22 protein-coding genes and 1 pseudogene are annotated in these 24,042 nt (G+C 71.4%); 7 read left to right on the top strand and 16 right to left on the bottom strand.

Annotated features, from left to right (window positions below):
- Positions 1–23 precede the first annotated feature (23 nt).
- Positions 24–515, bottom strand: coding sequence for an ATP-binding protein (locus ACZ462_RS02505; RefSeq protein ID WP_467802583.1), 492 nt, complete (start codon positions 513–515; stop codon positions 24–26).
- A 110-nt stretch (positions 516–625) separates the two neighbouring features.
- On the opposite strand from ACZ462_RS02505, the gene ACZ462_RS02500 reads away from it, so the two are divergent.
- Positions 626–1,501, top strand: coding sequence for a helix-turn-helix domain-containing protein (locus tag ACZ462_RS02500; protein WP_467802875.1), 876 nt, complete (start codon positions 626–628; stop codon positions 1,499–1,501).
- Positions 1,498–1,713, top strand: a complete 216-nt coding sequence (locus ACZ462_RS02495) for a DUF397 domain-containing protein (protein ID WP_467802581.1) — start codon at positions 1,498–1,500, stop codon at positions 1,711–1,713. The genes ACZ462_RS02500 and ACZ462_RS02495 overlap by 4 nt, the downstream gene beginning before the upstream one ends.
- Before the next feature lie 60 nt (positions 1,714–1,773).
- Here the strand turns inward: ACZ462_RS02495 and ACZ462_RS02490 are convergent, their stop codons facing one another.
- The 4 genes from ACZ462_RS02490 to ACZ462_RS02475 form a co-directional block, all read right to left on the bottom strand.
- Complete coding sequence (locus ACZ462_RS02490) at positions 1,774–4,965, bottom strand: type I restriction endonuclease subunit R (RefSeq protein ID WP_467802580.1); 3,192 nt, start codon at positions 4,963–4,965, stop codon at positions 1,774–1,776.
- Positions 4,962–6,242 carry a restriction endonuclease subunit S gene (locus ACZ462_RS02485; protein ID WP_467802579.1) on the bottom strand — a complete coding sequence of 427 codons (1,281 nt, stop codon included), beginning with the start codon at positions 6,240–6,242 and terminating at the stop codon, positions 4,962–4,964. The genes ACZ462_RS02490 and ACZ462_RS02485 overlap by 4 nt, the downstream gene beginning before the upstream one ends.
- Positions 6,239–8,233 carry a type I restriction-modification system subunit M gene (locus tag ACZ462_RS02480; RefSeq protein WP_467802578.1) on the bottom strand — a complete coding sequence of 665 codons (1,995 nt, stop codon included), beginning with the start codon at positions 8,231–8,233 and terminating at the stop codon, positions 6,239–6,241. Before ACZ462_RS02480 ends, ACZ462_RS02485 begins: the two co-directional genes overlap by 4 nt.
- Before the next feature lie 90 nt (positions 8,234–8,323).
- A complete protein-coding gene (locus ACZ462_RS02475) occupies positions 8,324–10,504 on the bottom strand; it encodes an N-6 DNA methylase (RefSeq protein ID WP_467802576.1) in 2,181 nt (726 codons plus the stop codon).
- A gap of 144 nt (positions 10,505–10,648) precedes the next feature.
- Here ACZ462_RS02475 and ACZ462_RS02470 point away from each other — a divergent pair, with 144 nt between their 5' ends.
- Complete coding sequence (locus ACZ462_RS02470) at positions 10,649–12,349, top strand: DUF6119 family protein (protein ID WP_467802575.1); 1,701 nt, start codon at positions 10,649–10,651, stop codon at positions 12,347–12,349.
- Between the two features lie 29 nt (positions 12,350–12,378).
- On the opposite strand, the gene ACZ462_RS02465 is transcribed toward ACZ462_RS02470, so the two are convergent.
- The 5 genes and pseudogenes from ACZ462_RS02465 to ACZ462_RS02445 all read right to left on the bottom strand — a co-directional run bounded on the left by ACZ462_RS02465 (position 12,379) and on the right by ACZ462_RS02445 (position 16,307).
- Positions 12,379–12,996, bottom strand: a complete 618-nt coding sequence (locus ACZ462_RS02465) for a hypothetical protein (protein ID WP_467802574.1) — start codon at positions 12,994–12,996, stop codon at positions 12,379–12,381.
- Entirely contained in the window at positions 12,993–13,877 is an 885-nt protein-coding gene (locus ACZ462_RS02460; RefSeq protein ID WP_467802572.1) for a hypothetical protein, read from the bottom strand. The genes ACZ462_RS02465 and ACZ462_RS02460 overlap by 4 nt, the downstream gene beginning before the upstream one ends.
- A gap of 87 nt (positions 13,878–13,964) precedes the next feature.
- Positions 13,965–14,483, bottom strand: a complete 519-nt coding sequence (locus tag ACZ462_RS02455; RefSeq protein ID WP_467802570.1) for a hypothetical protein — start codon at positions 14,481–14,483, stop codon at positions 13,965–13,967.
- On the bottom strand, positions 14,480–14,890 hold the full coding sequence (locus tag ACZ462_RS02450; protein ID WP_467802569.1) for a hypothetical protein: 411 nt from the start codon (positions 14,888–14,890) through the stop codon (positions 14,480–14,482). The genes ACZ462_RS02455 and ACZ462_RS02450 overlap by 4 nt, the downstream gene beginning before the upstream one ends.
- A 116-nt stretch (positions 14,891–15,006) precedes the next feature.
- Positions 15,007–16,307 (bottom strand): annotated as a pseudogene (locus tag ACZ462_RS02445) (phosphoribosyltransferase family protein).
- A 219-nt stretch (positions 16,308–16,526) separates the two neighbouring features.
- On the opposite strand from ACZ462_RS02445, the gene ACZ462_RS02440 reads away from it, so the two are divergent.
- Positions 16,527–17,507: an XdhC family protein gene (locus ACZ462_RS02440; protein WP_467802567.1), complete on the top strand. Its 981-nt coding sequence runs from the start codon at positions 16,527–16,529 to the stop codon at positions 17,505–17,507.
- Positions 17,508–17,510: 3 nt separating this feature from the next.
- On the opposite strand, the gene ACZ462_RS02435 is transcribed toward ACZ462_RS02440, so the two are convergent.
- Complete coding sequence (locus tag ACZ462_RS02435) at positions 17,511–17,834, bottom strand: plasmid stabilization protein (RefSeq protein ID WP_467802565.1); 324 nt, start codon at positions 17,832–17,834, stop codon at positions 17,511–17,513.
- Positions 17,835–17,964: 130 nt separating this feature from the next.
- Here ACZ462_RS02435 and ACZ462_RS02430 point away from each other — a divergent pair, with 130 nt between their 5' ends.
- A complete protein-coding gene (locus ACZ462_RS02430) occupies positions 17,965–18,369 on the top strand; it encodes a DUF6479 family protein (RefSeq protein WP_467802564.1) in 405 nt (134 codons plus the stop codon).
- A gap of 42 nt (positions 18,370–18,411) precedes the next feature.
- Here ACZ462_RS02430 and ACZ462_RS02425 read toward each other — a convergent pair whose 3' ends face one another.
- Together ACZ462_RS02425 and ligD are read right to left on the bottom strand one after the other, a co-directional pair.
- Entirely contained in the window at positions 18,412–19,299 is an 888-nt protein-coding gene (locus tag ACZ462_RS02425; RefSeq protein WP_467802873.1) for an ATP-dependent DNA ligase, read from the bottom strand.
- Positions 19,299–20,195, bottom strand: a complete 897-nt coding sequence (ligD, locus tag ACZ462_RS02420; protein WP_467802562.1) for a non-homologous end-joining DNA ligase — start codon at positions 20,193–20,195, stop codon at positions 19,299–19,301. The genes ACZ462_RS02425 and ligD overlap by 1 nt, the downstream gene beginning before the upstream one ends.
- A 31-nt stretch (positions 20,196–20,226) precedes the next feature.
- Here ligD and ku point away from each other — a divergent pair, with 31 nt between their 5' ends.
- The gene (ku, locus tag ACZ462_RS02415) at positions 20,227–21,276 is read left to right on the top strand and encodes a non-homologous end joining protein Ku (RefSeq protein WP_467802560.1); all 1,050 of its coding nucleotides are present in this window, start codon (positions 20,227–20,229) and stop codon (positions 21,274–21,276) included.
- 33 nt (positions 21,277–21,309) lie between these two features.
- Here ku and ACZ462_RS02410 read toward each other — a convergent pair whose 3' ends face one another.
- A complete protein-coding gene (locus tag ACZ462_RS02410; RefSeq protein WP_467802558.1) occupies positions 21,310–22,125 on the bottom strand; it encodes a nuclease-related domain-containing protein in 816 nt (271 codons plus the stop codon).
- 190 nt (positions 22,126–22,315) lie between these two features.
- Here ACZ462_RS02410 and ACZ462_RS02405 point away from each other — a divergent pair, with 190 nt between their 5' ends.
- A complete protein-coding gene (locus tag ACZ462_RS02405; protein WP_467802557.1) occupies positions 22,316–22,927 on the top strand; it encodes a hypothetical protein in 612 nt (203 codons plus the stop codon).
- A gap of 62 nt (positions 22,928–22,989) precedes the next feature.
- Here ACZ462_RS02405 and ACZ462_RS02400 read toward each other — a convergent pair whose 3' ends face one another.
- Positions 22,990–23,259 (bottom strand): hypothetical protein, encoded by a 270-nt coding sequence (locus ACZ462_RS02400; protein ID WP_467802556.1) that lies wholly within the window; start codon positions 23,257–23,259, stop codon positions 22,990–22,992.
- A 34-nt stretch (positions 23,260–23,293) separates the two neighbouring features.
- On the bottom strand, positions 23,294–24,007 hold the full coding sequence (locus ACZ462_RS02395; protein WP_467802555.1) for a TetR/AcrR family transcriptional regulator: 714 nt from the start codon (positions 24,005–24,007) through the stop codon (positions 23,294–23,296).
- Between the last annotated feature and the right edge of the window lie 35 nt (positions 24,008–24,042).

Below are 24,042 nucleotides of genomic sequence, written 5' to 3'. Positions count from 1 at the left end.
TCCAGGGAGTCGGTAAAGGTGCGTCAGATCTGGCCGAGAACCGTCTGTGCGGGGTGGCTCGGCCCGCCGTATTCGGCCCACACGACCTTGCCGGGCGCCCCGCAGGGACGCGGCCCCCAGCCCCACCGGTCGGCGAGTGCGTCGACGAGGAGCAGTCCACGCCCGTCGGTGCTGTCCGGCCCGGGGAGCTGCGGTGCCGGTTCGGGCGTCCGCTCGCCGCGGGTGTCGGTCACCTCGATCCGCACTGCGGTGGCTGGCTGCACGGCAACGGTGAGCCGCAGGTGGAAGTCGCGTCCGCGCACCCGGCCGTGGCGGACGGCGTTCGTACAGAGCTCGGCCACGAGGAGGCTGACCGCCTCGTGGGCCTCGGTTCCGTACGGGATCCCCCAGGCGTGCAGGCGCTCCGCGCAGAGCCGGCGGGCGAGGCGGGCGCCGCGCGGCGTGGGGCTGAGCCGGAGCTCCAGGTGGCGGGTGGGGGCCGTGGGCGGGGTGGGGGTGGCGGGGTTGCTCGTCATGGCTCCACGGTGGGCCGCGGTGGCGTAGCGTGACCATGGGTGACGCGCCGTCGCGTGCGGCTTGTACGCGGGCGAGCGGCGCGGTGTACGTGCGTGGAAGGGTGGCGGCGTTGCGGGACGATGACGCGGGAGCCGAACCGGAATCGGCGGAGCAGGCGGGGCAGGCGGGGCAGCGACCGGAGGACGAGCCGGGGCAGGGGGTCGTCACGGCGTTCGGGCGGCAGCTGAAGCTGTTCCGGACCCGGGCCGGGCTGGAACGGGCGGAGTTCGGGAAGCTGGTGGGGTACGCGGCCCAGTCCATCGCCTCGTTCGAGCAGGGGCGGCGCATCCCACCGCCGAGGTTCATCGACCGGTCGGACGAGGTGCTGGACGCGGGTGGGGTGCTGAAGGCGCTGAAGGAGGAGGTGGCTCGGGCGCAGTATCCGGCGTTCTTCCGGGACATGGCGCGCCTGGAGGCGGAGGCAGTGGAACTGTGCTCCTACGACACTCTGGTCGTCAAGGGCCTGTTGCAGACTGAGGAGTACACACGGGCGGTGCTGAGCATGCGGCGCCCGCTGCTCGATGAGGAGACCATCGAGACACGTGTGGCGGCCCGGCTGGCCCGCCACGAGATCTTCAACCGATGGCCGGCCCCGTTGCTGAGCTTCGTGATGGAGGAGTCGGTTCTACGCCGACCCTTGGGCGGCAAGGCGGTCCTGCGCGGGCAACTGGAACACCTGCTGGTCATCGGCCAGAAGCGCAACGTGGAGATCCAGGTCATGCCGCTCGACCGCGAGGACAACGCCGGTGTGGATGGCCCCTTCACCGTGATCACCCGCAAGGGCGGGCAGCAACTGATGTACATGGAAGTCCAGGGACGGAGCAGCCTGCTGACTGACCGGGAGGAGGCACGGTTAGCCTCCGCCCGCTATGGGATCATTCGGAGCCAGGCTCTCAGTCCGCGAGAGACCACGGAATTCATCGAGAAGTTGCTGGGGGAGCTATGAGCACCGCAGAGACCTCACCTGCACAGGCGGCGCTCGCCTGGTTCAAGAGCAGCTACAGCGGCGCCGAAGGCGGCGACTGCATCGAGGTGGCCGCGACGCCCAGCCGTGTGCACGTCCGGGACTCCAAGCGGCTTGGCGGGCCCGTGCTGACCGTCGGGTCCGAGGCGTGGGCCGGGTTCGTGGAGCTGGCGGCGGCCGGACCCACGGCCTGACGCGGCGCGGGGCCCGCGTACACCGGCGAGGTGTACGCGGGCCCCGCCACGCACGAGGAGCTACGCGGCGTCGTCCACGCCCTCCTCGCGGCGGATCATCCGCCACGCGGCGCGGCGGGCGCTGCGGTCGAGGCTGGACTTGAAGTTCCGGTCGGCGCCGAAGTACTGGCGGCCCAGGCCGGCCATGGACTCGATGTGGTCGGCCATCTTGTCCGCGAAGACCTTGTCGAAGACCTTCCCGAAGTTCTCCTCGTCGTTGACGACGGCCGCCGCGCGGACCTTGGGGTCCTCGGTGGTCTCCTCGAAGGGCCGGATGATGTCCTTGTCGGTGAAGTCCGTGCCGAACTTGGCGTTGAACTTCTCGATCAGCTCGGACAGGAGCGACTTCTCGGCCTCCTTGGCTCCGCCCGGTCCCTCGCCGAAGCCGGGCATCATCGCGGGCCCTTCCGGGCTGAGGGAGACGTCGTGCTCCCCGGTCTTCTGCACGCGCAGGTGGCTGAGGTCCACGTCGCCGATGTCCACACCGCCGTCCATGCGGCCGCGCAGCCGGGTGAGGAGGTAGCGGCCGTAGAGGTGCAGCCGCTCCAGGTCGGGGTCGTGGTAGGGCACGATCTGGGCGAGGAAGCCGTACTTGCGGACGTAGTCGTTCAGGTCGGCGCGGAAGTCCTCGGCCGTGGCGACGTCGTCCTCGTCCTCGTCGTTGTCGCGCAGGGCCTCGTAGCGCGCGACGGCCGGGGAGAGGTGGCGGTAGAGCTCGGCGTGCAGCTTCTCCCACTTGGCCGGTGACCCGGCGGCCTTCTCCTTGGCCTCGAAGTAGGCGGCCGCGAACTCGTCCATCTCCGTCTCGGAGATGATCGGCGCGGACATGACCCGGCTCTGGGCGGTGTAGAGCAGGTTGGGGTCCGAGGGGAGGGTGTTCGCCTCCTCGAAGTACGGGCGGAAGGCCTCCTTGATGTCCTCGGCCTCGTTGGCGAAGTCGAGGACGGCGAGGTCGGCCTGCGCCTTGCGTTCGGCGGTGCGGTTCAGACGCGAGAGGGTCTGCACGGCCGAGATGCCGGTGAGCTTCTTGTTGACGTACATGGTCGTCAAGAGGGGCTGGTCGAAGCCGGTCTGGTACTTCTCGGCGACGACGAGGATGCGGAACTCCTGCTGCCCCTTCGCTCCGGCCCTGACCGCCTTGTCGTCGGCGCGGGTGTAGCCGAACGCCTTGGGCAGGGCGGTCTCGGAGAGGCCCCCGTTCTCCTTCGGCTCGGTGGTCTCCTCGCCGTCGATGGTGAGGGAGCCGGAGAAGGCGACCAGGACGCCCAGGTCCGGGTACCGGGTGTGGTAGTCGCGGTCCTGGATGTAGCTCTTGATGGCACGGGACATCTGCACGGCGGAATGCCGGGAGGCGGTCACGACCATGGCCTTGGCGCGTCCGCCGAGCCGGCCCCGGGTGTGGGCGACGAAGTGCTCGACGATCACCTGGGCGTGCTGGGAGACGGTCGAGTCGTGGGTGAGCACGTACCGGGCGAGGAGCGAGTTCGCCTTGGCGGGGTCGACCTCGCGCTCGTCGTGGTTCTGGTTCACCAGCTTCCAGTACGTGTTGTACGTGACGTAGTTGCGCAGCGGGTCGAGGATGAAGCCTTCCTCGATGGCCTGGCGCATGGAGTACGTGTGGAAGGGGCGGAACGCGGCCTTGCCGTTCACCTGGTCCGGGGTCCCGAAAAGTTCGAGGGTCTTCGACTTGGGGGTGGCGGTGAAGGCGAAGTAGGAGAGATTGGCGGCCCGGGAGCGTTCGAGGGCCTTCTTCTTGAGCTTGTCGGTGACGGTGACGCTGGTCGCGCCGGCGTCCTCGGAGTCGGAGTCGAGGCCGAGTTCGCGGAGGGCGGCGCGGACGGAGGTCGCCGCGTCGCCGGACTGGGAGGAGTGGGCTTCGTCGATGACGATCGCGAAGGTGGTGCCCTTGATCTCGGTCGGGTTGCGCTTGAGGTAGTCCAGGAGCGCGGGGAACGAGTGCAGGGTGACCGTGACGATCTTGCCGGTGTCGCGGGAGAGGGCTCGGGCGAGCTGCTCGCTCTTGGCTCCGTGCTTCTCGTCGATCTTGACGACCAGGCCGTCGGTCTGGGAGAAGCTGCCGACCGTCTCGCGCAGCTGGGCGTCGAGGTTCCGGCGGTCGGTGATGACGATCACCTTGTCGAAGACGGGTGCCCCCGGCTTGATGAAGCCCGCGGACAGGGCCTCGGTGTTCAGCGTGCGGGGGTCGTTGTCCGCGTGCAGGTCGGAGAGGCGGTGGACGAGCCAGCCGATGGTGTTGGACTTGCCGGATCCGGCCGAGGCCATGATCAAGTAGTTCTGGCCGGCACCGTGGGTGGCGGCGTGGGCGGTCAGCTTCTTGACCACGTCCCACTGGTGGTAGCGCGGGAAGATCGTGGTGCGGGTGGTGCCACCGCCGGGCGTCTTGGACTTCTGCTGGTGGACGAAGCGCTGGAGGAGGTCCAGCCAGTTGTTCCGCTCCCAGACCTGCTCCCAGAGGTAGGAGGTCGCGTACTGGCCGTATGCGGTGGGGGCGGGGTTGCCGGCGCCGCCGGGGCGGCCGGGGCCCTCGGAGCCGGTGTTGAAGGGCAGGAAGCGGGTGTTCTTGCCCTTGAGCGCGGTCGCGACGAAGACCAGGTCGGGGTCCACGGCGAAGTTCGCGACGACCCGGCGAGTGAAAATCAACTCGGTGGGGTCGCGGTCGGTCCGGTACTGCTCCTTGGCGTGCTCGACGCCCTGACCGGTGAGCGGGTTCTTCAGCTCGGCGGTGGCGACGGGGATGCCGTTGAGGAACAGGGTCAGGTCGAGGCGGTTGTTCCAGTCGAGCTGCTTCGTGGCGTACGGCAGCTCGCGGACGACGGTGAGGCGGTTGGCCCGGTAGCCGTCGAGGACGGAGTCGTCGGGGACGAGGTTCGGCTTGAAGTAGGCGACGCGGAGCAGGACCCCGCGATCCTTGACACCATTTCGGAGGACGTGCAACAGCCCGTCGCTGGCGATGGCCTGGTCGAGCCGGCGCGCGAACCCGCGCTGCGCCTCGTTGGCGTCGCCGTAGACGGTGCGCAGCTCGCGCCACTCCTCGGCCTGGGTCTCCCCGATGAACTCGAAGAGTTCCTGAGTGTCCAGCCCAAGGTCCGGCTGATAGCCGGCGGGACTGACCTCGCGCCAGCCGCGCGCGGTCATGGCTGTGACTATGGCTTCACCGAACGCGGACTCGTGGTGGACCGGACCGGGGCTCATGCGGTGATTCCCTCCGTTACGTTGCGCCCGCTGGCGGTGGAGACGTCGAACTGGCCGGTTACGGCGGCGGTAATGAGCGCCTGGCGGCGCTCGACGAGGACCTGCCCCTGGTACTGGAGCTTGTCTTGCAATGCATCGAGCGCAGCGACTCGCTCGTCAAGCATCGTCACGATCTCTTCCTGCCGGGCAAGTGGCAGCGAGGGGACCGGGATCTTCTTCATAGACCCGATGTTGAAGTGCGCCTGGATGCTGCCGACCGCGTGCTCCGATACGTGCGCTTGGGCGTACCGAGAGTTCAGGACATACTCGAGGTAGCCAGGCGCCATACTCCTACCTGGACGCACCACAATGAGATCGATGCAGTTAGCACCGGCCAAGTGCGGCGGAACGACTGCCGCCGCACCCGCCTGACCCGTGCGCACCACGACCACGTCACCTGCCTTCAACCGAGACTTCACGTTCTCCGCGTCCCCCTCGGCGCTAATCCGTACGAGATCGCCGCTATCAATGGCCCCCGGCCGAACGTTCAGTCCACGCAAGGCGGGTGTCCCACCAGACTCCACGTACCACTTGGCTGGCGTAATGACGATGCCAACCGTGATCCCGGCCACCAGATACTTGAGCGGGACCATGTCATGGACGTGGCTTCCATATTCCAGACCGAGAGCAACATCAATCACACGCTCCCTCTTCAAAGCGAGCAGATCGCTCATCTCACTCCGCTTGGCGACGAGAGCGTCGATGCGGGTGGTCTCGCCATCGAGGAAGTCGGCAATGCGACACTGTTCCGCCAGCGGCGGCTCCGGCAACGGAAAGCGCTTGATATCCCTCTGGAAGAGATGCGGTACACCCATCCCATCTTTGACCGATTCGATGTGTGACTGAATTGGGCTGCTCGCAATCACATACCTGAGAAATCGGGGTTCCATTACAGAGGTTCGCAGTACCGCAATCGAACCGTTCACGGTGGCCTCGCGAGGCAACTGCTGCACAATGTTCACGATACCGAGCGTGTTACCATCCTTGGCCAGAAGCACATCACCCGTCCGCAGCTTAAGCTCGGGAGACTCCAAGTAACGGAACTCGGAGATGTAGTTCACGTTGTCGAAGTCGATTTCCCGACTCTTAATGTTGGGCGTAGCGAGGAACGTGTACCCGTCTGTCTGATATTCGGCTGCGGTAAGCGCCTTCCATCCAATGCGCGCATTGACCGTGGCAACCCGATCCAATCGAGTCCTACCCCAAGCAGACGGCACCCCAGCAAACGCGTCGCTCACTGCGTCACCTCACCCAGCAGCGCCCGAATTTCCGCCTCCAACGCCTTCAACTCCGCGTCGATCTCTGCCAGCGGCCTCGGCGGTTCGTACACGTAGAAGTGGCGCGTGAACGGGATCTCGTAGCCGATCTTCGTCTTCGTGTGGTCGATCCACGCGTCCCGGAAGTGCGGGTGGACCTCGCGCTTCAGGTAGTCCTCGACGTCCTCGCCCAGCGGGACGTTCTCGTAGTCCCGCAGCTCCGTGTCCGGTTCCGGCTCGCCCTTGACCTTCTGTACCTCGCCCTCGGGGTCGCGGACGCCGATCGTGTCCCGCAGCGCCTTCGCGAACGGCGCGCCCGTCGGCCATAGCAGGCCGGCCGCCACCACCGCGTCCTTCAGGGCCACCAGCGCATCGGACTTCTTCGACCACGACGAGCCCAGCAGCGTGCGGACGGCGGCCACGAACGCCTCCGCGTCCGCAAGCTTCTGGATCGGCTTCGCCGCAGCCAGGGCCGTGAGCGTCTCCTCGGTGACCTCGAAGCGGAGCTTCAGCGGGCGCTCGACGGTGATGCGCTGGTAGCCGAACGCCTCGTTGTCGAAGACCTTGACCTTGGCGTGGAGCTCGTGGTTCGGGTCCGCCGCGGCCTGGACGGCCTCCGCGTACAGGCGCGTCACGTCCTTGATGTGCTCCTTGCCCAGTTCCTTGCGCTTGTCGCCGAGCGACTTGCGCATCTTCTGGAACTGGTCGCGGGCGTCCAGCAGGACGACCTTGCCCTTGTGGTCCGGGGACTTGCGGTTGGTGAGGATCCAGAAGTACGTGGAGATGCCCGTGTTGTAGAAGAGCTGGTCCGGGAGGGCGACGATGCCCTCAAGCCAGTCGTTCTCCAGGATCCAGCGGCGGATCTCGGACTCACCCGAGCCGGCGGCGCCGGTGAAGAGCGGGGAGCCGTTGAAGACGATGGCGATGCGGGAGCCGCCGCCGCCCTTGGCGTCCACCGGCTTCATCATCGAGATCATGTGCTGGAGGAAGAGGAGCGAGCCGTCGTTGATGCGCGGCAGGCCCGCGGCGAAGCGGCCGGCCTCGCCCATGTGCTTGTGCTCGTACTCGACCTCGTCCTTGACCTTCTTCCACTCCACGCCGAACGGCGGGTTGGCCAGGAGGTAGTCGAACTTCTCGCGGCGGTGCGCGGGGTCGGAGAAGGAGTTGCCGAACGCGATGTGTTCCGGGTCCTGGCCCTTGATCATCAGGTCGGATCGGCAGATGGCCCAGGACTCGGGGTTGAGCTCCTGGCCGTAGACCTCCACCGTGGCGTCCGGATTCAGGGACAGGATGTGGTCCTCGGCCGCCGACAGCATGCCGCCGGTGCCGCATGCCGGGTCCATGACCGTGCGGACCGCCCCCGGGACCGTGAGCGCGTCCCCGTCGGGCGCGATCAGCAGGTTGACCATGAGCTTGATGACCTCGCGGGGGGTGAAGTGCTCACCCGCCGTCTCGTTGGACTGCTCCGCGAAGCGGCGGATCAGCTCCTCGAAGATGTAGCCCATGTTGTGGTTGGACACGACCTCCGGGTGGAGGTCCAGGTCGGTGAACCTGCCGATCACCTTGTACAGCAGGTCGGCGCCGTCGAGCCGCTTGATCTGCTGGGCGAACTCGTACTTGTCGAGGACCTCGCGGGCGTTGTCCGAAAAGGCCGCGACGTAGATCTGGAGGTTCTTCGCGGCGTTCTTCGGGTCGCCCGCGATCTTCTTCAGGGTCAGGTCGCTCTTGTTGTAGAACGAGTGGCCCGACGCCTTGCGCAGCCAGTAGTCCGGATCGATGTCCGGCTGGTCCTTGTACCGGGCTGCGGTCTCCGCGACCTTGTCCCGGGTCGGCTCCAGGACACACTCCAGCCGGCGCAGCACCGTGAACGGCAGGATGACCTTGCCGTAGTCGGACTGCTTGTAGTCGCCGCGCAGGAGGTCGGCGACGGACCAGGCGTGGTTCGCCAGTTCCGTGTGCTTACTGCTGTTCAAAGGGTTCCCCGGATTTCCTTACGGACCGTCCCGCCCAACCGGAGCGGGTGCGGCCAAGTGTGGTGGATGCGTGAGAAGTTCGGGTGCGGTTCAAGCCGAGCGGCCGGTATCCGCCAGGGCGTCGGCCGGAGCCTTCGCCGGGAGGAGCGCCCCGCCTGTGAGGCCGCCCGTCAGCAGGGCCGCGGTCTCCTCCGCGAGGAGTGCGGCATGCCGGGCCCGCGCGCGGAGTGCGTGGACGTGGCGGAAGGCCTCGCCGTAGCGGCGCTGCTCCTCCAAGGGCAGCAGTGGGACCCGCAGCCGGCCCGGGGCCACGTGCAGGACGGTGCTGCCGGTGGAGGCGCCCGCGATATTCTCCTCCGAGCCGATGAAACCTGCCAGGAACCAGGAGTCCAGGCGGGCCGGGTCCGGCCGCAGGAGGTGGACCTGGGGGCCGAGGAGTGCGCCCGCGTCCGCTTCGTCCGCGACCCGGGCCATCGGGCCGGTACCGCCCGCGATCGCCCGTACGAGGACGTCGCCGACGGCGATCACGGGCGCGGGGGCCGCGGCACGCAGCTCGGCCGGGTCGCCGGTCGGGCCCGTCCCCCGCGCGATGTCGGCCCCCGTGAGGACCGGCGGCGCCGGTTCGGAGGCGCCCCCTCCCGGTTCCGCTTCCGGACCCTTGGCCTCCGGGACGGTGCGCAGCAGGGTCAGCGCCCCGCCGCGGGCGAGGTCGGACGCTGTGGCCGTGCGCCACTGTCGGGCCGATCCGCCGTCGGGTGCGGTCCAGCCAGTGTGGTCCGCAGCGTCGAGGAGGGAGCGGGCGGCGGCGGTCAGCTCGCGGCGGCCCGTCTCCGTGCGCGTGGCCAGCTCGGCGGGGTCGACGTCCGTGCGGGAGATGCGGACCTGGCGGGCCGGGGTGAGGTCGACGAGGTCGTCGAGGAGGTCGACGACCGGCACCGCGCGTGCGGTGCCGGGCTCGGCCGGGAAGCGGTCCGGGTCGGCGGTGAACGCCTCCCAGTGCGCGAGCGTCCGCGCCGTGAGGCCGGCCCAGTCGATCGGGGCGCGGGAGGAACCCGTGCGCGGTGAGCCCGTCGCCTGTCCCCCATTACCTGGCGAGGGCGAGCCCGCCGCGTCGACGAACAGCACCGACTTCCGCTGCGGGCCGCCCGGCTCGGGCCGGCTCAGGACCCACAGGTGCAGGCCGACGTGCAGCGGCGGCGCCGCCCCGGCCGGCAGCGCCAGGACGGCCCGCACGGCGCCGCCGCGTACGAGCTCGGCCCGGATGCGGCGGCCGGAGGGGCGGGATGCGGTGGCGGGCGGCAGGACGAGCACGGCCCGACCGCCGGGGACCAGGTGGGCGAGGCAGTGCTGCACCCAGGCGAGCTCGGATTCCGACCGGCCCGGCAGCCCGTACGCCCAGCGCGGGTCGTAGGCGAGCTCGTCGTGGCCCCAGTCGCGGTCCCCGTACGGCGGGTTGCAGACCACCGCGTCCGCGGTCTGGCCGTCGAAGGCGTCCGCGCGCAGGCTGTCCCCGAGACGTACGGCGACCTCGGCCCGCGGCGCGGCGAGGCTCAGGCCGACCGCGGCGCGCTGGGCCTGCACGGGTACGGCGTCCTGGCCGAGGAGAGCGGTGGCGCCGCGCCCTGCGGCGGCCGCCAGCAGCGTCCCGCCGCCGCAGGCCGGGTCCAGGACCCGTGCGGCCCCGTCCGGGAGCAGCCCCGCGACCAGCCGCGCCAGGGGCTCGGGGGTTCCGTGGACGCCGGTGGCGGCGCTGTCCTCCAGTTCCCTTTCCGCCAGCACGGCGAGCGCTGCCTGGCCGCCTTCCTCACGTACGCAGCGGAGGAGCGCCCGCAGGGTCGCGCCGTCGGACGCGGAGAACAGCGGATGCGCGGGGGTCGGCCCGGGAAGCGAGGCGAGGAGCTCGGCCACCTCTTCGGAGGCGCGGGCGGCGAGCTCGTCGTCCGCGAGGTCGGCGAACGCCGCCGTCCCGTCCGGGGAGCGGCGGGCGAGCGTGAGGACGAAGCCGATGCCGGCGGTCGTCCGGTCCGAGTCCGACGGCTGGAAGCGGATCGCGGTCCGCAGCTCCTCCCGGGGGTCCGCGACCTGCGTGTGGCCACGCGAGCCGAGCCAGGACCGGACCGCCGCGAGGTCGTACAGCGGACTGGTATCGGTGCCGCCGGACGGGACGGGGAAGTCAGCGTGCCGCCGGCGCCAGTTGCTGACGGTGGCCCGGGTGACACCGGCGATACGGGAGATCTCCGCGGCTGTCACGTGGGCTGTTGTCTCGGGCATGGCCGGGCGGCACCTCTCCTGTGGGCGAACAGTTCACACACTACACCACGATCGGTACATCGTTTAGTGATTGACAGTGCTTTCACCGAACCCTTTACTGAATGCCGTCCACCAAGGCCCCCTTCGCCCCTTCCAGGAGTTCCCATGCCGCCCACGTCAGCCGCAGCCCCCGCCTCCACCACCGCCGTGCCCGGTACCCGGCGCAGCACCCTCTACCTGCTCAGGGACACAGGCACGTCCCCCGCGGCCCTGCGCGCCGCTCTCAACGCCCGGTACGAGCACGACCACTCCTTCGTCGTCGAGGAGGTGGCCACCGCCGGCGTCCCCGCGCTCCTCTGCCACGGCGTGATCGGCAGCCACCGGCCGCCCGACTGGACCTCGGCCGTGCACACCCTCACCGGGCGGAAGCCGTCCGTCGAGAACCTGACCTCGGCGTGCGCGCTGCTCCTCCCCGTTGCCGACGACGTCTTCGCCCTCACCTTCGGCATGGGACACCTCCTCCTCGACCAGAGCCGGATCTCCCCCGGCTTCGGCCTCGACTTCGTCCTGCGCGCCGCCCAGCCCGACGCCGTCCGCCAGGTCACACACAGCCTGATGGACGCCCGGGGCCGTACGGACCGGAGCTCGGCCGCCCAGGGCCAGCACATCCGGGCCTTCCCCATCGAGGAGTACGGAGAAGTGGTGAGCCGGCTGGTCGGCGTCCTGCGCGAGACGGAACTCACGATCGGCAAGCACCGCAGGAACGGCCGCCGAACGGCTCAGGCAGCCGGCACGGATGCCTTGAAGATCCACCTGGGCGCGCAGCCCGAGGACCTGCTCCGAGACCTCGCGCAGGTGCGGGAGATCCTCGCCCGGCGGTCCCCCGCACCGGAGTTCGAAGCCATCGCCCGCGTCCGGCCGCTCAAGAGCGGGGACCCGCGCCGCAGCGTCCTGGAGGCCCGCCTCGACGACCTGCTCGGCGCCTCCGCGGACACCGGATCACTGGCCCTGGCCGTCCCCGCGGCCTGCCTCGACCAGGAGGACGCCGCGCTCTCCTACCGGGTGAAGCTGGGTCCGGTCCGCCGCCTCATGCCCTCGCCGTCCATCGGCGACATCCTGGAACTGCTCGACGGCGTCCCGCCCGGTGAGCGCCTGGAGGCCCTGTCCGCGGGCCACATACAGATGCACCGGGACGAGGAGGGCTCCGATCCCGTCAGCGCCCAGGTGAAGGCCCGCAAGTGGATCACCGCCGAGATCGCGCTCGGCACCAGCCGCTACTTCCACCACGAGGGACGCTGGTTCGAGATCGGGGACCGCTACCTGGAGGGCATCCGGAGCGAGGTGGACACCCTGCTCACCGCACCGGCCGGCTGCCCCCTGCCGGCCTGGACGACCGACCTCGCGACCGAGGAGGCGTACAACCTGGAGGCAGCGAAGCACGGATACGTCTGCCTGGATCGTCGGCTGATCAGGACCGCCCGGCATCCGCGCGGCTTCGAGGCCGCCGACCTGCTCGCCGCGGACGGGACCCTGATCCACGTCAAGAGGGCCGACTCCTCGGCGCCGCTGAGCCACCTCTTCGCGCAGGGCAGGGTCTCCGCCGAGGCCCTGCGCTTCGACGCGGAGGCACGCGCCGCGTTCGTCCGCCGCGTACGGGAGCGCAGCCCGGGGCATCCCCTGGGCGAGGAGTTCACCCCCAGAAGGGTCGTCTACGCCATCTCACTCAAGAGCGGCAAGGCCCTCACGACGGCGAACCTGTTCACCTTCGCCCAGGTGTCCCTCCTGCAGGCAGCCCGCGCGCTGCGCGCCCAGGGCATCGACGTGGCGGTCGTCGACATCCCGTCCCTGGGCAGCGGCGGCGCCTGAGCAGCGGCCGGGGCGGTGCGGCGCCCCGGTCAGGCCGGCGGCTTCTTGAGGGGGGCTTCGCTGTCGGCGCGGAGATAGAGGCGGGTGGTGCCCGGCTGGAACTCGTGTGCGTAGACCTTCGCGCACATCCGGAGCGCTTTGCTCTCGGGTGTATCGGCCCTGAGCGGGCAGACGCTCGTGAAGCGCACTCCCTCGGCGAAGGTCTCCGGTTCGGGCAGACCCAGGTGGGAGAAGCCGTCGCCGCGGGTGAAGCCCGGTTCTTTCGGGTTCTCGTTGGCAACCATCTGGCTGCCTTCGCGCCTGAGCGGCTGCAGGAGGCGGTCGGCCTCCGCGCTGGGGACAGTGAAGGCGAGCAGCGCGACGTCGTACTGCATGTTGGTGTGAAGCCCGGAGCGCAGGTCGGAGGCCGTCTCCGGCAGTCGGATGCCGAGCAGGTCCGCCGTCCACTTGGGTGTGGCGTTTTCCACCCAGCAGCAGTTCTTCTGTTCCTCGGTGGGAGTGAAAAAGAGGTACCCGGGCACCACGAACATGCCAAGAACACCGAGAATGCACATGCCGGTGAACAGCCACACGCCGAAGACAAATCGCCGCCGACGTAGCCGCTTCTGCTCAGCTGACCCGGTCGAGGTGGTCTCCTGCCTGTTCACCGGTCGATCTCTCCGTCGCCGTCGCGGGCATGGCGACCAGGGTCGCTGCGCTCGCCGACCCGTCCAGGGTCGTCGGTGGTGGGCACCGGCGCCCCGACACCCGGTTCGTAGTGTTTGACCGAACTACTTCCCGCCATGTTGAACTCCTGAGCCAGACCGACCACGTGCTGTCGGCCGGGCTGGGCGTCCGGTATCCCCTGCTCTCCGATGGTTACACCCTTCCCCGTATCCCAGTTGTACCGATCCCAGACATTGACCTGGTATTCGAGATCGACCACGGGCTTGCCGTCGGCGCCTGGTACGACTGTCACCACTCCCGTCACGTTCGACCGAGCAGAGCCCACTGCGTAATACCAGTTGGGTTCCGTGACCTGGGGAAAGGAGTAATCTTCACTGTGCGTCTCGACCGGGAGGGCAACCGGGCGGCCACCGTTCTTCTCGTACGCCGCAAGTGCCTCCTTCCGCCACTCGGGCTCGTTGTCCCGCAGGAACACCTTGTTCACGTGGTCTTGGAAGCCGCTGTCGTCGGAAAGCATCCTGTCGACCGGAAGTTCCCTCGGGATCCCCGTGTTCTCCAGGTAGTGCTTCATGTGACGGGCAGCATCATTCAAGCCCTTCCCCTCCGCGCCCATGACAAGGCCTTGCATCATCATCCTGGTCTTCCATTCGTCCCAGCCGGCCTCCTCTGCTCCGTGCCTGCCTGATCCGCGGTCGGCCGATACCTGTTTGACCGTCGGGTTGAAGAGTCCGGCGGCGAGCAGGTCGTCCCGATGGGCGGTCCACAGCTGGGCGCGGGCATCGGGGCTGAGGGACTGCCAGAGTCTGCGCAGCTCGGCCCGCTGGGCGGCCTTGGCATCCTCGCCCAGTGCGGCCAGCTTCATGGCCCGCGGCAGCTGGTCCTGGTCGAGCGAGGTGTACTCGGTGTGGCCGGCGTTGTGTGCGTCGCCGCCGTGGGAGGCGCGGAGGGCTCAGGTGACCGCGGCGTCCACTTCGGCTGCATGGGTGACCAGCCCGGTGAGCGTGTCGGCGTACCAGCGGATCATGTCCTGGGTGCGCTGGCTGGGGCCTTGCACCTCGCAGAGGGGCGCTTGTACGCGGACCTTGCCGCCGCCACCGTCCGAGACCAGCAGTCCCGGGTCCGGCTCGTCGTTGCCGCGGTCCGGGTTGCCCGCCCGCGCCTCGTCGGCCAGGCTCTTCGCCTGCTTCTGGATCCGCGTCAGCTCCTCGTAGGCGTCCGCGAGGACCGCGTGGACGCTCTTGGCCTCCCGCCGGAGGTCGTCCACCTCCTTCGCCGCGCTGCGGACGAACTCGCGGGTGACGGAGGCGTTGACCCCTGCCCAGCGGGCCGCCTCCGACTTCTTCACCAGGCCGTCGCGCACGGTGCCGTGCAGCTTGGTGAGCTCCTCTGCCGCCGTCTTCCACTCCGCGGCGGCTTCGTTCAGCTTGGCCAGGTCGAGCGTGATGAGGTCCGTCCAGGTGAGGGTCACTTGACGTACCTCTGGATCTCGGAGACGGACAGCGCGGAGCCGTCGCGGTGGCGCATGCTGGCTGCGATGGCTTCGTCGTCGCGCGCGTGGGCCTGCTTGGAGTAGTCGAGGTGGTTGGAGATGTGCGCGTACATCTGCAGCACCGTCTTGACCTGCGAGTCCCACGTGGAGAGGGTCACCGACAGCTCGGACCCCATCGTCAGGTTCTTGGCGGAGCACTCGGTCGCGGCCCTGCCGGTCGCCCCCGTGCCGGCGATGTCCGCCTTCTTGCGCAGTTCACCGTGGACGACGAACGCCTCGTGTCCGACGGCGCCCAGGTCGTCCTGCGTGACGACCAGGTCGTGTGTCGAGCCGCTCGCCGTGGCGACGCTCTGCTTGGCGGCCGCCCATTCCTTGTCGAACGTCATCGCAGTCCTCCCCCTGACATACGAAATTCGAATGATTACCCTAACAACCCTTGTTTGAGCGGGATTTCAGCCACATGGCCGATCCCGTTCGGCGTCCGGACCGCGAGCGGGTGGCTTCAGGGGGTTGTCGGGGGGAGGTGGGTGGTGAGCCACCTTGTGGCCAGCGTGGAGACCTCCTCCAGGGCGCCCGGTTCCTCGAAGAGGTGGGTTGCGCCCTCCACCACCTCCAGGCGGTTTTCGCACCGGAGGTGGGACTGGGCCTCGCGGTTCAGGGCGAGGACCTGGGTGTCGTCGCCGCCGACGATCAGGAGGGTGGGGGCGCGGACCGCGGGGAGGTTGTCGGCGAGGTCCGGGCGGCCGCCGCGGGAGACCACCGCGTAGACCGGGGAGTCCGGGGCGGCGGCTGCCGTCAGGGCTGCGGCTGCGCCCGTGCTCGCCCCGAAGTACGCCAGGGAGGGCGGGGTTCCCTGCCGGGCGCGCAGCCAGGTCGTCGCGGCGGTGAGGCGGCTCGCCAGGGTGGGGATGTCGAAGACGTGGGCGCGGTTGCGTTCCTCCTGCGGGGTGAGGAGGTCGAACAGGAGGGTGCCGAGGCCGGCGCGGCCGAGGGCTTCGGCGACCTGCCGGTTGCGGGGGCTGTGGCGGCTGCTGCCGGAGCCGTGGGCGAAGAGGACGACCGCGCGGGCGTCGGGCGGGACGGCCAGATCGCCTTCCAGCGGGAGGCCCGCCGCGTCGATCACCACCGGGGCCGGGTCGGTCTGCTGCCTCATGCTTCGCCGGTCCTTTCGGCCGCCGCCCGGTTCAGGAGGGCGACGACGGTGTCGTCCGGGGTCTGGTCGAAGTCGCGGTACCACTGGCCCACCGCGGAGAAGGCGGGCGGCGCCGACAGGGTGACCACCTCGTCGGCGACCTCCGCGAGTCGGGCCACCGCGTCGGGTGCGGCCACCGGCGCCGCCATCACGACGCGGCGGGCGCCCTGGGCGCGTACGACGCGGCAGGCGGCGGCCGCGGTGGCGCCCGTCGCGATGCCGTCGTCGACGACGATCGCGGTGCGGCCGTCGAGGGGGATGCGGGCGCGGCCGGAGCGGAAGCGGTCCGCGCGTCGGCGGAGCTCGTCCTGTTCGGCGCGTTCGACGCGGGCGATGTCCGCCTCGCTGATCCGGCCGAGGCGGACGATGTCGTCGCTGATGACGCGGACGCCGCCCTCGCCGATGGCCCCGAACGCCAGCTCCCGCTGGTACGGCACCCCGAGCTTGCGGACGACGACCACGTCGAGGGGGGCGCCGAGGGCGCGGGCCGCGTGGTAGGCGACGGGGACGCCGCCCCGGGGGAGGCCGAGGACAACGGGGTCCTCCGCCGCGTACGCCCGGAGCGTTTCGGCGAGTCGTCGTCCCGCGTCGTCGCGGTCGGTGAACAGCACGTGGTCCTCGCTGGCCTCTCCCTTTCGACGGAACCCCATCGGCGGGCGATCCGCAAGTGCCGCCGGCCCGGTGGTCCGTACGAGGGCGGGCCCGCCGGTCTGTGGGTTCGGCGGATGGGTGGGGGCGGGCGGCGTGCGTAGCTTGGCGGTGGGGCCGCCGCGGCAGGCATCGGCGGCCCGGTGACGGCGGCGCTCCGGCGGCGCGGAGGGAGCAGCGCGATGCGCGGACTGGTGGAGACGGCGCGGCGGTGGACGGCCGAGGGGCGGGCCGCGTTCCTGGCCCGCCCGGTGGCCGAGGAGGGGTTCGGCCCGCGGGAGCCGGCCGGGGCGCTGCTGGTGGACGCCCGCGGGGAGTGTGCGGGCTCGCTGTACGGGGGCGTCTTCGACGCCGAGCTGGTGGCCGAGGCGGCGGCGTGGCGGGCCGGGGGCACGGCCCGGGTGTGTGAGGTGTCGGTCGGCGCGGAGGGCGCGGCCGCGGCGGGGCTGACCTGCGGCGGGCGGGCGGAGATCCTGCTGCAGCCGCTGGCGTCGGTGCCGGCGCGGTGGTGGGAGCTGCTGGGGCGGGGCGCCGGGGTGGCGCTGGTGACGCGGCTGAACGAGCGGGCGGACGAGGCGGTCAGCGAGGTGGTGGGCGCCGCGGACGCGCCCGCGGACGATGCCGTACGGCGGGCCGGTGAGCTGCTGGCGGCGCGCCGCCCGGGCCGGGACGCCCTGTACGGGCAGTCGGGGCTGGTGCTGGTGGAGGCGTTCCCGTCGGCGCCGCACCTGGTGGTCGGCGGCGGCGGGGAGCTCGCGGAGGTGATCGGGGCGCAGGCGCGGCTGCTGGGCTGGGAGGCGGAGTGCGTCACGGGCGCGGCGGAGGCGGGGGAGCTGCTGGCGGCGCGGCGGGACGCGGCGTGCCTGGTGATGCTGAGCCACGATCCGGAGTTCGATGTTCCGGTCATCCGGGCGGCGCTGGCGCTGGGCGTTCCGTACGTGGGCGCGCTGGGCTCGCGGAAGACGACGGCCCGGCGCCGCGAGGGCCTTCAGGCCGCGGGGGTGCCGGAGGCGGAGCTGGCGCGGGTGCACGGGCCGATCGGCCTGGACCTCGGGGCCCGTACACCCGCCGAGACGGCCCTCGCGATCTGCGCGGAGATCCTCGCCGTGCTCGCCGGGCGCGGCGTCCGCCCCCTGCGCGACACGGACGGCCCCCTCCGCTGACGGTTACTTCCCGAGGGCCCGCTTGAGCTGCGCCTTGTTCATGTCAGAGCGGCCGCGGACGTTGCGGCGCCGGGCCTCCTCGTACAGCTGCGCGTACGTCGGCCCCTGCGCTCCCTCGTGGGAGTGCAGGCCGCCGCGCCGCGAGGGGGACATGTCCTCCAGGGACAGCCTGCTGGCCGTCTTGGCCTCGCCTTCCTGGGCGCGGACCTTGTTGACGGTGCGGGCGGCGATCTCCTTGGCCCGGGCCTCGGGGACCCCGCGCTCCTCGGCGCTCTCCTTGATGTGCTCGTACTGGCGCTCGCGCTTGGGGGACGATCCGCGGGGCATGCCCGGCTCCTCTCCGTGGGCGACGGGGGCGATGGCCCGCGGCGCATACCCCGCCGTTCGGAGGGCATTCGGATCGGCGGGAATATTTTCCCCCGGGGTGAATCACCAGAAATCCGGGAAAATGACTCACATGGAAACGACTCTGAGCTACCTCGCGGTCGACGCGACTCTCAGCGACATCGTCTGGTTCTTTTTCGTCGGCCTCCTGATCGTCGGCTTCCTGCTGGCCGGCTTCAAGCTGGGGCAGCGGGTCCGGGCCAAGGAGCCGCCGCCGCCGGAGGCCGAGAGCCAGCCGCACCTGCCGGAGGGCGGGGCGGTGCACGAGGTTCGCGAGGAGCGCGATCCCGTGGACATCCCGGAGGGCGGTCTGCGCCCGCACGAGATGCAGGGCTACGGGAACTTCGGCTCGACGGAATCCGAGCACCCGGACGAGGTCCGCAAGCGCCGGGAGTCGGGCTACCGGCGCACGGAGGGGCCGGGCCCGCACCCGCAGCCGGGCTCCCCGCCGGACTCGGGCCGCGGCGCCCACGCCTGACCGGCCGGACCGCTCTGACCCGTGCCGCCGCCGCGGCGCGGGTCAGAGCGGTGTCCGCAGCCGCAGCACTTCGGGCGGCGGGTGCCGGGTGGAGGTGTGCCGCACCTCGGCCGCCAGCGGCGGATCGAGCACCCGGTACGGGACGTCCCCCACCCCGGCGGCGGTGGCCGTACGCACCGCGGGGGCCTCGGCGCCCCGGGCGGCGAGTGCGGCTGCGAGTTCCCCGCGCAATCCGGCGGACAGCGGGCTGGAGACCACGGGCGTCTCCTCCCCCACGGGCAGCACGAGCACCAGCGCCTTCGGCCTGCGCGCCGTCCCCGTGTAGCCGACGACGGCGGCGTCCCGCACCTCCGTGTGCCGCAGCTTCTGCCACCCCCGCCGCCCCGCCGGGTAGGGCTGGTCGAGCCGTTTGACCACGAGCCCCTCGATGCCGCTGGCGGGCAGCGTCTCGTACCAGGTGGCGGCCAGTTCCGGGTCGGTGGTCATCGGAACGGGCTGCAGGGGCGGCCCGAGGGGCAGCAGCAGGTCGACGAGGAGGGCGCGCCGCCGCTCGTAGGGCCGGGCCCGTACGTCGAGCCCGGCGAGTTCCAGGACGTCGAACGCCGCGTACGAGGCGGGGTGGCGCTGCGCGAGCACGGCGGCCCGGGCGGCGGTCGGCGCGGAGGCCCGCCGCTGGACGAGGGCGAAGTCGGTGCGCCCGGCGCTCCAGACGACGACTTCCCCGTCCAGCACGGTGTCGGCGGGCAGCCGCAGCGCGGCCGCGACGAGGTCGGGGAACGCAGCGCTGACGGTGCGACCGGACCGCGCCTGGAGCACGACGCCCTCCGGGTTCCTGATCACGACGAGCCGGTGCCCGTCGAACTTCGGCTCGTACGCGAGCCCCGCGCCCCGCGGCAGGGTGCGGACGGACGCGGCGAGGGCGACGCGGATCACGGCCGGGCTCCCGGCAGCCGGTGGGCGTCGGCGGGGTCGAGGAGCACCGCGGACAGGTCACCGTCCCGTTCGATCCTGGGCAGGATGTCGTCGGCGAGGAACACCAGGTCCGCGGGGCTGCGGCAGCCTTCCACCTCGCTCCACGAGACGGGCGCGGACACGGTCGGCCGGGCCCGGGCCCGCAGCGTGTACGGGGCGGCCGTGGTCTTGGCGGCGGCGTTCTGGCTGTGGTCGACGAAGACCTTCCCGGGGCGCAGCGCTTTGGACATGCGGTGCACGACGAGGTCCGGCAGGGCCCGCTCCGCCTCCTGGGCCAGGGCCTTGGCGTACGCCGACACCTGCTCCGACGGGACGGGTTCGAGCGGCACGGACAGGTGCAGCCCCTTGGACCCGGACGTCTTGGGGCAGGCCCGCAGCCCGTCGGCGGCGAGCCGTTCCCGCAGCCACACCGCGGCCGCGCAGCACTCGACGACGGTGGCGGGCGGGCCTGGGTCGAGATCGAGGATGAGGCGGTTGGCGATGCCGGGGCTGCCGGCGGTCCACTGCGGGACGTGGAACTCCACGACGAGGTTGGCCGCCCACATCAAGGAGGGCAGGTCGGAGACGACGACCTGCTCGGCGGAAGGGTCGTCGGACCGGGGCACCGGCGCGGTTCTCACCCATTCGGGCGTACCGGGCGGCGGGTTCTTCGTGAAGAAGAGCTGCCCCTCGGGGCCGTCCGGATAGCGCAGGAAGGAGACCGGCCGGTCGCAGATGTGGGGCAGCAGGTACTTCGCGACGGTGGCGTAGTAGTGCAGCACCTCGCCCTTGGTGAAGCCGGTCTCGGGGTGGATGACCTTGTCCAGGTTGCTGAGCGAGATGCGGCGCCCCTCCACCATGGTGATCGGCGTCATACGATGAGATTGCCACGAAACGGGAGGAACCGTGCGATCCATCTGGAACGGCGCCATCTCCTTCGGCCTGGTCAGCATCCCGATCAAGCTGGTGAACGCCACCGAGAGCCATTCGATCTCGTTCCGCCAGATCCATCTGGCCGACGGCGGGCGGGTCCGCTACCGCAAGGTGTGCGAGCTGGACGGCGAGGAGCTGTCGGGCGGCGAGATCGGCAAGGGCTACGAGGAGGCGGACGGCTCGATCATCCCGATCACCGACGAGGACCTGGCCCGGCTGCCGATCTCCACGGCGAAGACGATCGAGATCGTCTCCTTCGTCCCGGCGGACGAGATCGACCCCCTCCAGATGGATGCGGCCTACTACCTGGCGGCGAACGGCGCGACGGCCGCCAAGCCGTACACCCTCCTGCGCGAGGCCCTCAAGCGCAGTCGGCGCGTCGCGATCGCCAAGTTCGCCCTGCGCGGCCGCGAGCGCCTCGGGATGCTGCGCGTGGTGGACGACGTGATCGCCATGCACGGCCTGCTGTGGCCGGACGAGATCCGCCGGCCGGAGGGAGTGGCGCCCGAGTCGACCGTGGCGGTCCGGGACGCGGAGCTGGACCTGGCGGACGCGCTGATGGCGACGCTGGGCGAGGTGGAGATGTCGTCCCTGAAGGACGAGTACCGGGAGGCGGTCGAGGCGCTGATCGAGGCGAAGTCGGGCGGCGCGTTCGAACCGCCGTCGGAGGCGGAGGTGGAGCCGGCGGGCGGCAAGGTCATCGACCTGATGGCGGCGCTGGAGAAGAGCGTGCAGGCGGCCAAGGCCTCCCGCGAGGGCACCCGGCAGGAGGACGCGGACGTCACACCGATGAAGCGCACCCGCAAGACGGCGCCGGCGGCCCCGAAGGCGGTCGGCGGCAAGAAGTCGACGGCCTCCCGCGCCGAGTCGGCCACCGCGAAGGCACGCAAGTCGACGTCGAGGAAGTCGACGGCCAAGGCGTCCGAACCGAAGGCGTCCGCCACGAAGTCGACCGCGAAGACGGCGGCCAAGAAGACGACGGCGGCGAAGAAGACGACCCAGCGCAAACGCAGTTCGGCCTAGAAGCCCGCCGACCGGGGGCCGCCCCGCCGCTCCTCACCACCCCTGCCAGGTCCGGACGTCCCGCGCGAGCCCGAACAGCGCCTCCACGTCTGGCGGTTTGAGGGTGGCGGGAACCGCCGCCAGGGCGGCCGGGGCGGTGGCCGGCTCCAGCACCCGGATGTCGCGGACGGTGGGCGCGACGTCGACGCGGGAGGCGTCCACGACTGCCAGCGCCGCCCCGACCGGCGTGCCGAGCGCTCCGGCCGCGGCGGCTGCCGCCCGGCGGATCCAGCGGGGCTCCGGACGCGGTTCGGAACGGCCGACGCCGATCAGCAGATCCCCGACGGCGACCCGCTGCCGCCGCCCCGGCACGGTCCGTACGCAGAACACGCCGCCCGGCCCGATCACCAGGTGGTCGATGGAGCCGAGCCCGCCCGCCGGCACGCAGTGCAGCACCCGCCAGCCGCCCTCTTCGAGCCCGTCGAGACGGTCCCCCATGCGCTGGTGGGCGCCCAGCACCTGCCGCAGGCGGTGCCGTTCGCGGCCTCCCGGCGAACCGAAGGCCAGTTCGCCGATCAGCGCCTCGCCGGGGCGGTTCGGGGCGAGGTCGCGGTCCGGGGGCAGGGCGAGGCGGCGCAGCGCGGCGGCGGTCGGCACCGGCGGCGGGCCGACCGCCGGGGAGCCGGAGAGGTAGGGGCGCAGGGCGGCGAGGACCGCTTCGCGGTGCCGGTCGGCGAGCAGGCTGATCCGGTTGGCCTGGCGGTCGTACCAGGCCACCGCCCTGCCGTCGGGCAGGTTCACGTAGAGCCGGCCGCGGCCGGGACGGCCGCTCGGCAGCACCGTGAGCCTGGCGGGCACGGGTTCGGGCATCGGCTTCACCCCCGACGTTCATGTGAGCAGCCGGGGCGCCCGGTGGCAATCCCCCGGCGGAGTTCTCGGTTGTGTAACGGCATCTACGGCTCTCCGTCGGGTGGCTGTTACCTGCTCATCGCGGTACCGCAACGGCCGGTTCCTAGGGTGGACGCGTCGACACCGATCCCCCGCCCCGGAAGGAAGTCCCTTGAGCAGGCGTTCCGTTCGTGCCGCAGCCGTCGCCGCATGCGCCGCGGGGCTGCTGGCCCTGCCGGCGGCTTCCGCACTGGCGGAGGGGCTGCCGGCCGCGTCGGCCGCGCAGTCCGCAGGCCCGCGCACCCTGCTGAGGAGCGTGGCGCTCGCGGACGGGGTGTCCCGGGCGCACGTCTACCGGGCCGGGGAGGCGTACCAGGCGGAGATCGTGGGCGCCGACGGGGCCCGGGCCGCGGTGCTGACCAGCCGGGACGGGGTCACGGACGTGGGCGGGACGGGCGCGCTGCACGCGGCCCTGCGGCCGGACGGCCGCCTGGACTCGTGGGTCGGCGGCAAGGCGGCCGCGACGGCGCACCAGGCGTCCGCCCCGGGCGCGCGCCCCGCGGACGCGGACGCGGCCGGGAACGGGACCGCGGCCGCGCACAAGACGGGGACACGAGACGGACGGGTGGTCGCCGCCGGGACGACCGGCACCCTGCGACTGCACACCCTGGCCGACGAGCCGGGCGACGGGCTGCTGCTGCTCTCGGCGGGCGGCGGCATCGCGGCGGTCGGCGCGGCCGGTCTGGCCTTCGCCATGCACCGCCGGGGCCGTACGGACCACTGACGCGGACCGGCGCGGCGTACCGGCAGCTCCGCGGGCCGCTCCCGGCTGCCCGCCGCCGTCCCCTACCGGCCGGCCGGCCTGCTCCAGGGCCAGCGCAGCTTCGGCTTCTCGCCGCCCGGCCGGTAGTCGTACTTCCACCCCTTCTGGAGCCCCAGCCGCTTGCTGTATCCGGCGGGCACGCGCTCGTACAGCAGGATGGCCGGGTCGCCGCCGTCGGCCGCCGGGACCGGGATCTCGTACCACTTCGGGGGGTGGCCGGTGGGGCCGACGAGGACGGGCAGGACCCTGCCGTCCATCGGGCCGCCCTCGAAGGGGGTGGGTTCGCTTCTCACGCCTCCAGTGTCTCCCAGCCCCTCGCGGCCCGGCTCACAGCAGGTGCGCGGCCTCGGAGACGACGGGGATGACGCGCCGGGCGAGGACCCCGGCCGGGCCGTCCGCCTCCTCCAGGGCGAGGGCTGCGCGGGCGGCTGCGGCGGTTTCGGGATCGGTGGCGGCGGTGGCGGCCAGGAGGGCGATGAACTGGTCGACGAGCCAGTCCCGCAGGGTCCCCGCGTCGGGCTGCTTGCCTTCGTCGATCCATATGAGGGAGGCGGCCTCGACGGCGGTGATCCAGGTCCGGACCATCATCCGCAGCCGCGGCCCGGGGTCGGGCACGGCGAGGTGGAGGAGGATCTGCTCGGCTGCGGCGCGGCGGATGCCGTCGACGGTGGCGGTGGTGCGGGAGGTCTCGACGACGCTGCCGCCCTGCAGGAGGGCGGCGAAGCCGGTGTCGTGCCCGTCGACGAACGCCAGGTAGTGGTCGAGGGCGAGGGCGAGGCGGCGGGTGAGGGGCCCGGTCCGCGGCACGGCGAAGCACTGGTCGAGCCGGTCGGCGGCGGAGCGCAGCGCGGCTTCGTACAGCTGCTGCTTCCCGCCGGGGAAGTAGCGGTACACCAGGGGCCGTGAGACGCCCGCGGCCTCGGCGACGCCGTCGAGCGAGACGTCTTCGGGTGCCCGGTGCGCGAACAGCGACAGGGCAGCGTCGAGGAGCTGGGCCCGCCGCTCCTCGACGCTCAGCCTGCGGTACGCGGGTGCGGTCATGTCCGCAGGTTAGCTTCCGGGGGCCGCCGTCCGGG

The sequence above is a fragment of the Streptomyces sp. NPDC031121 genome, assembly GCF_055570615.1.
Note: the sequence above shows the minus strand (reverse complement) of the source record. Positions and strands in the feature narration are given on the sequence as shown.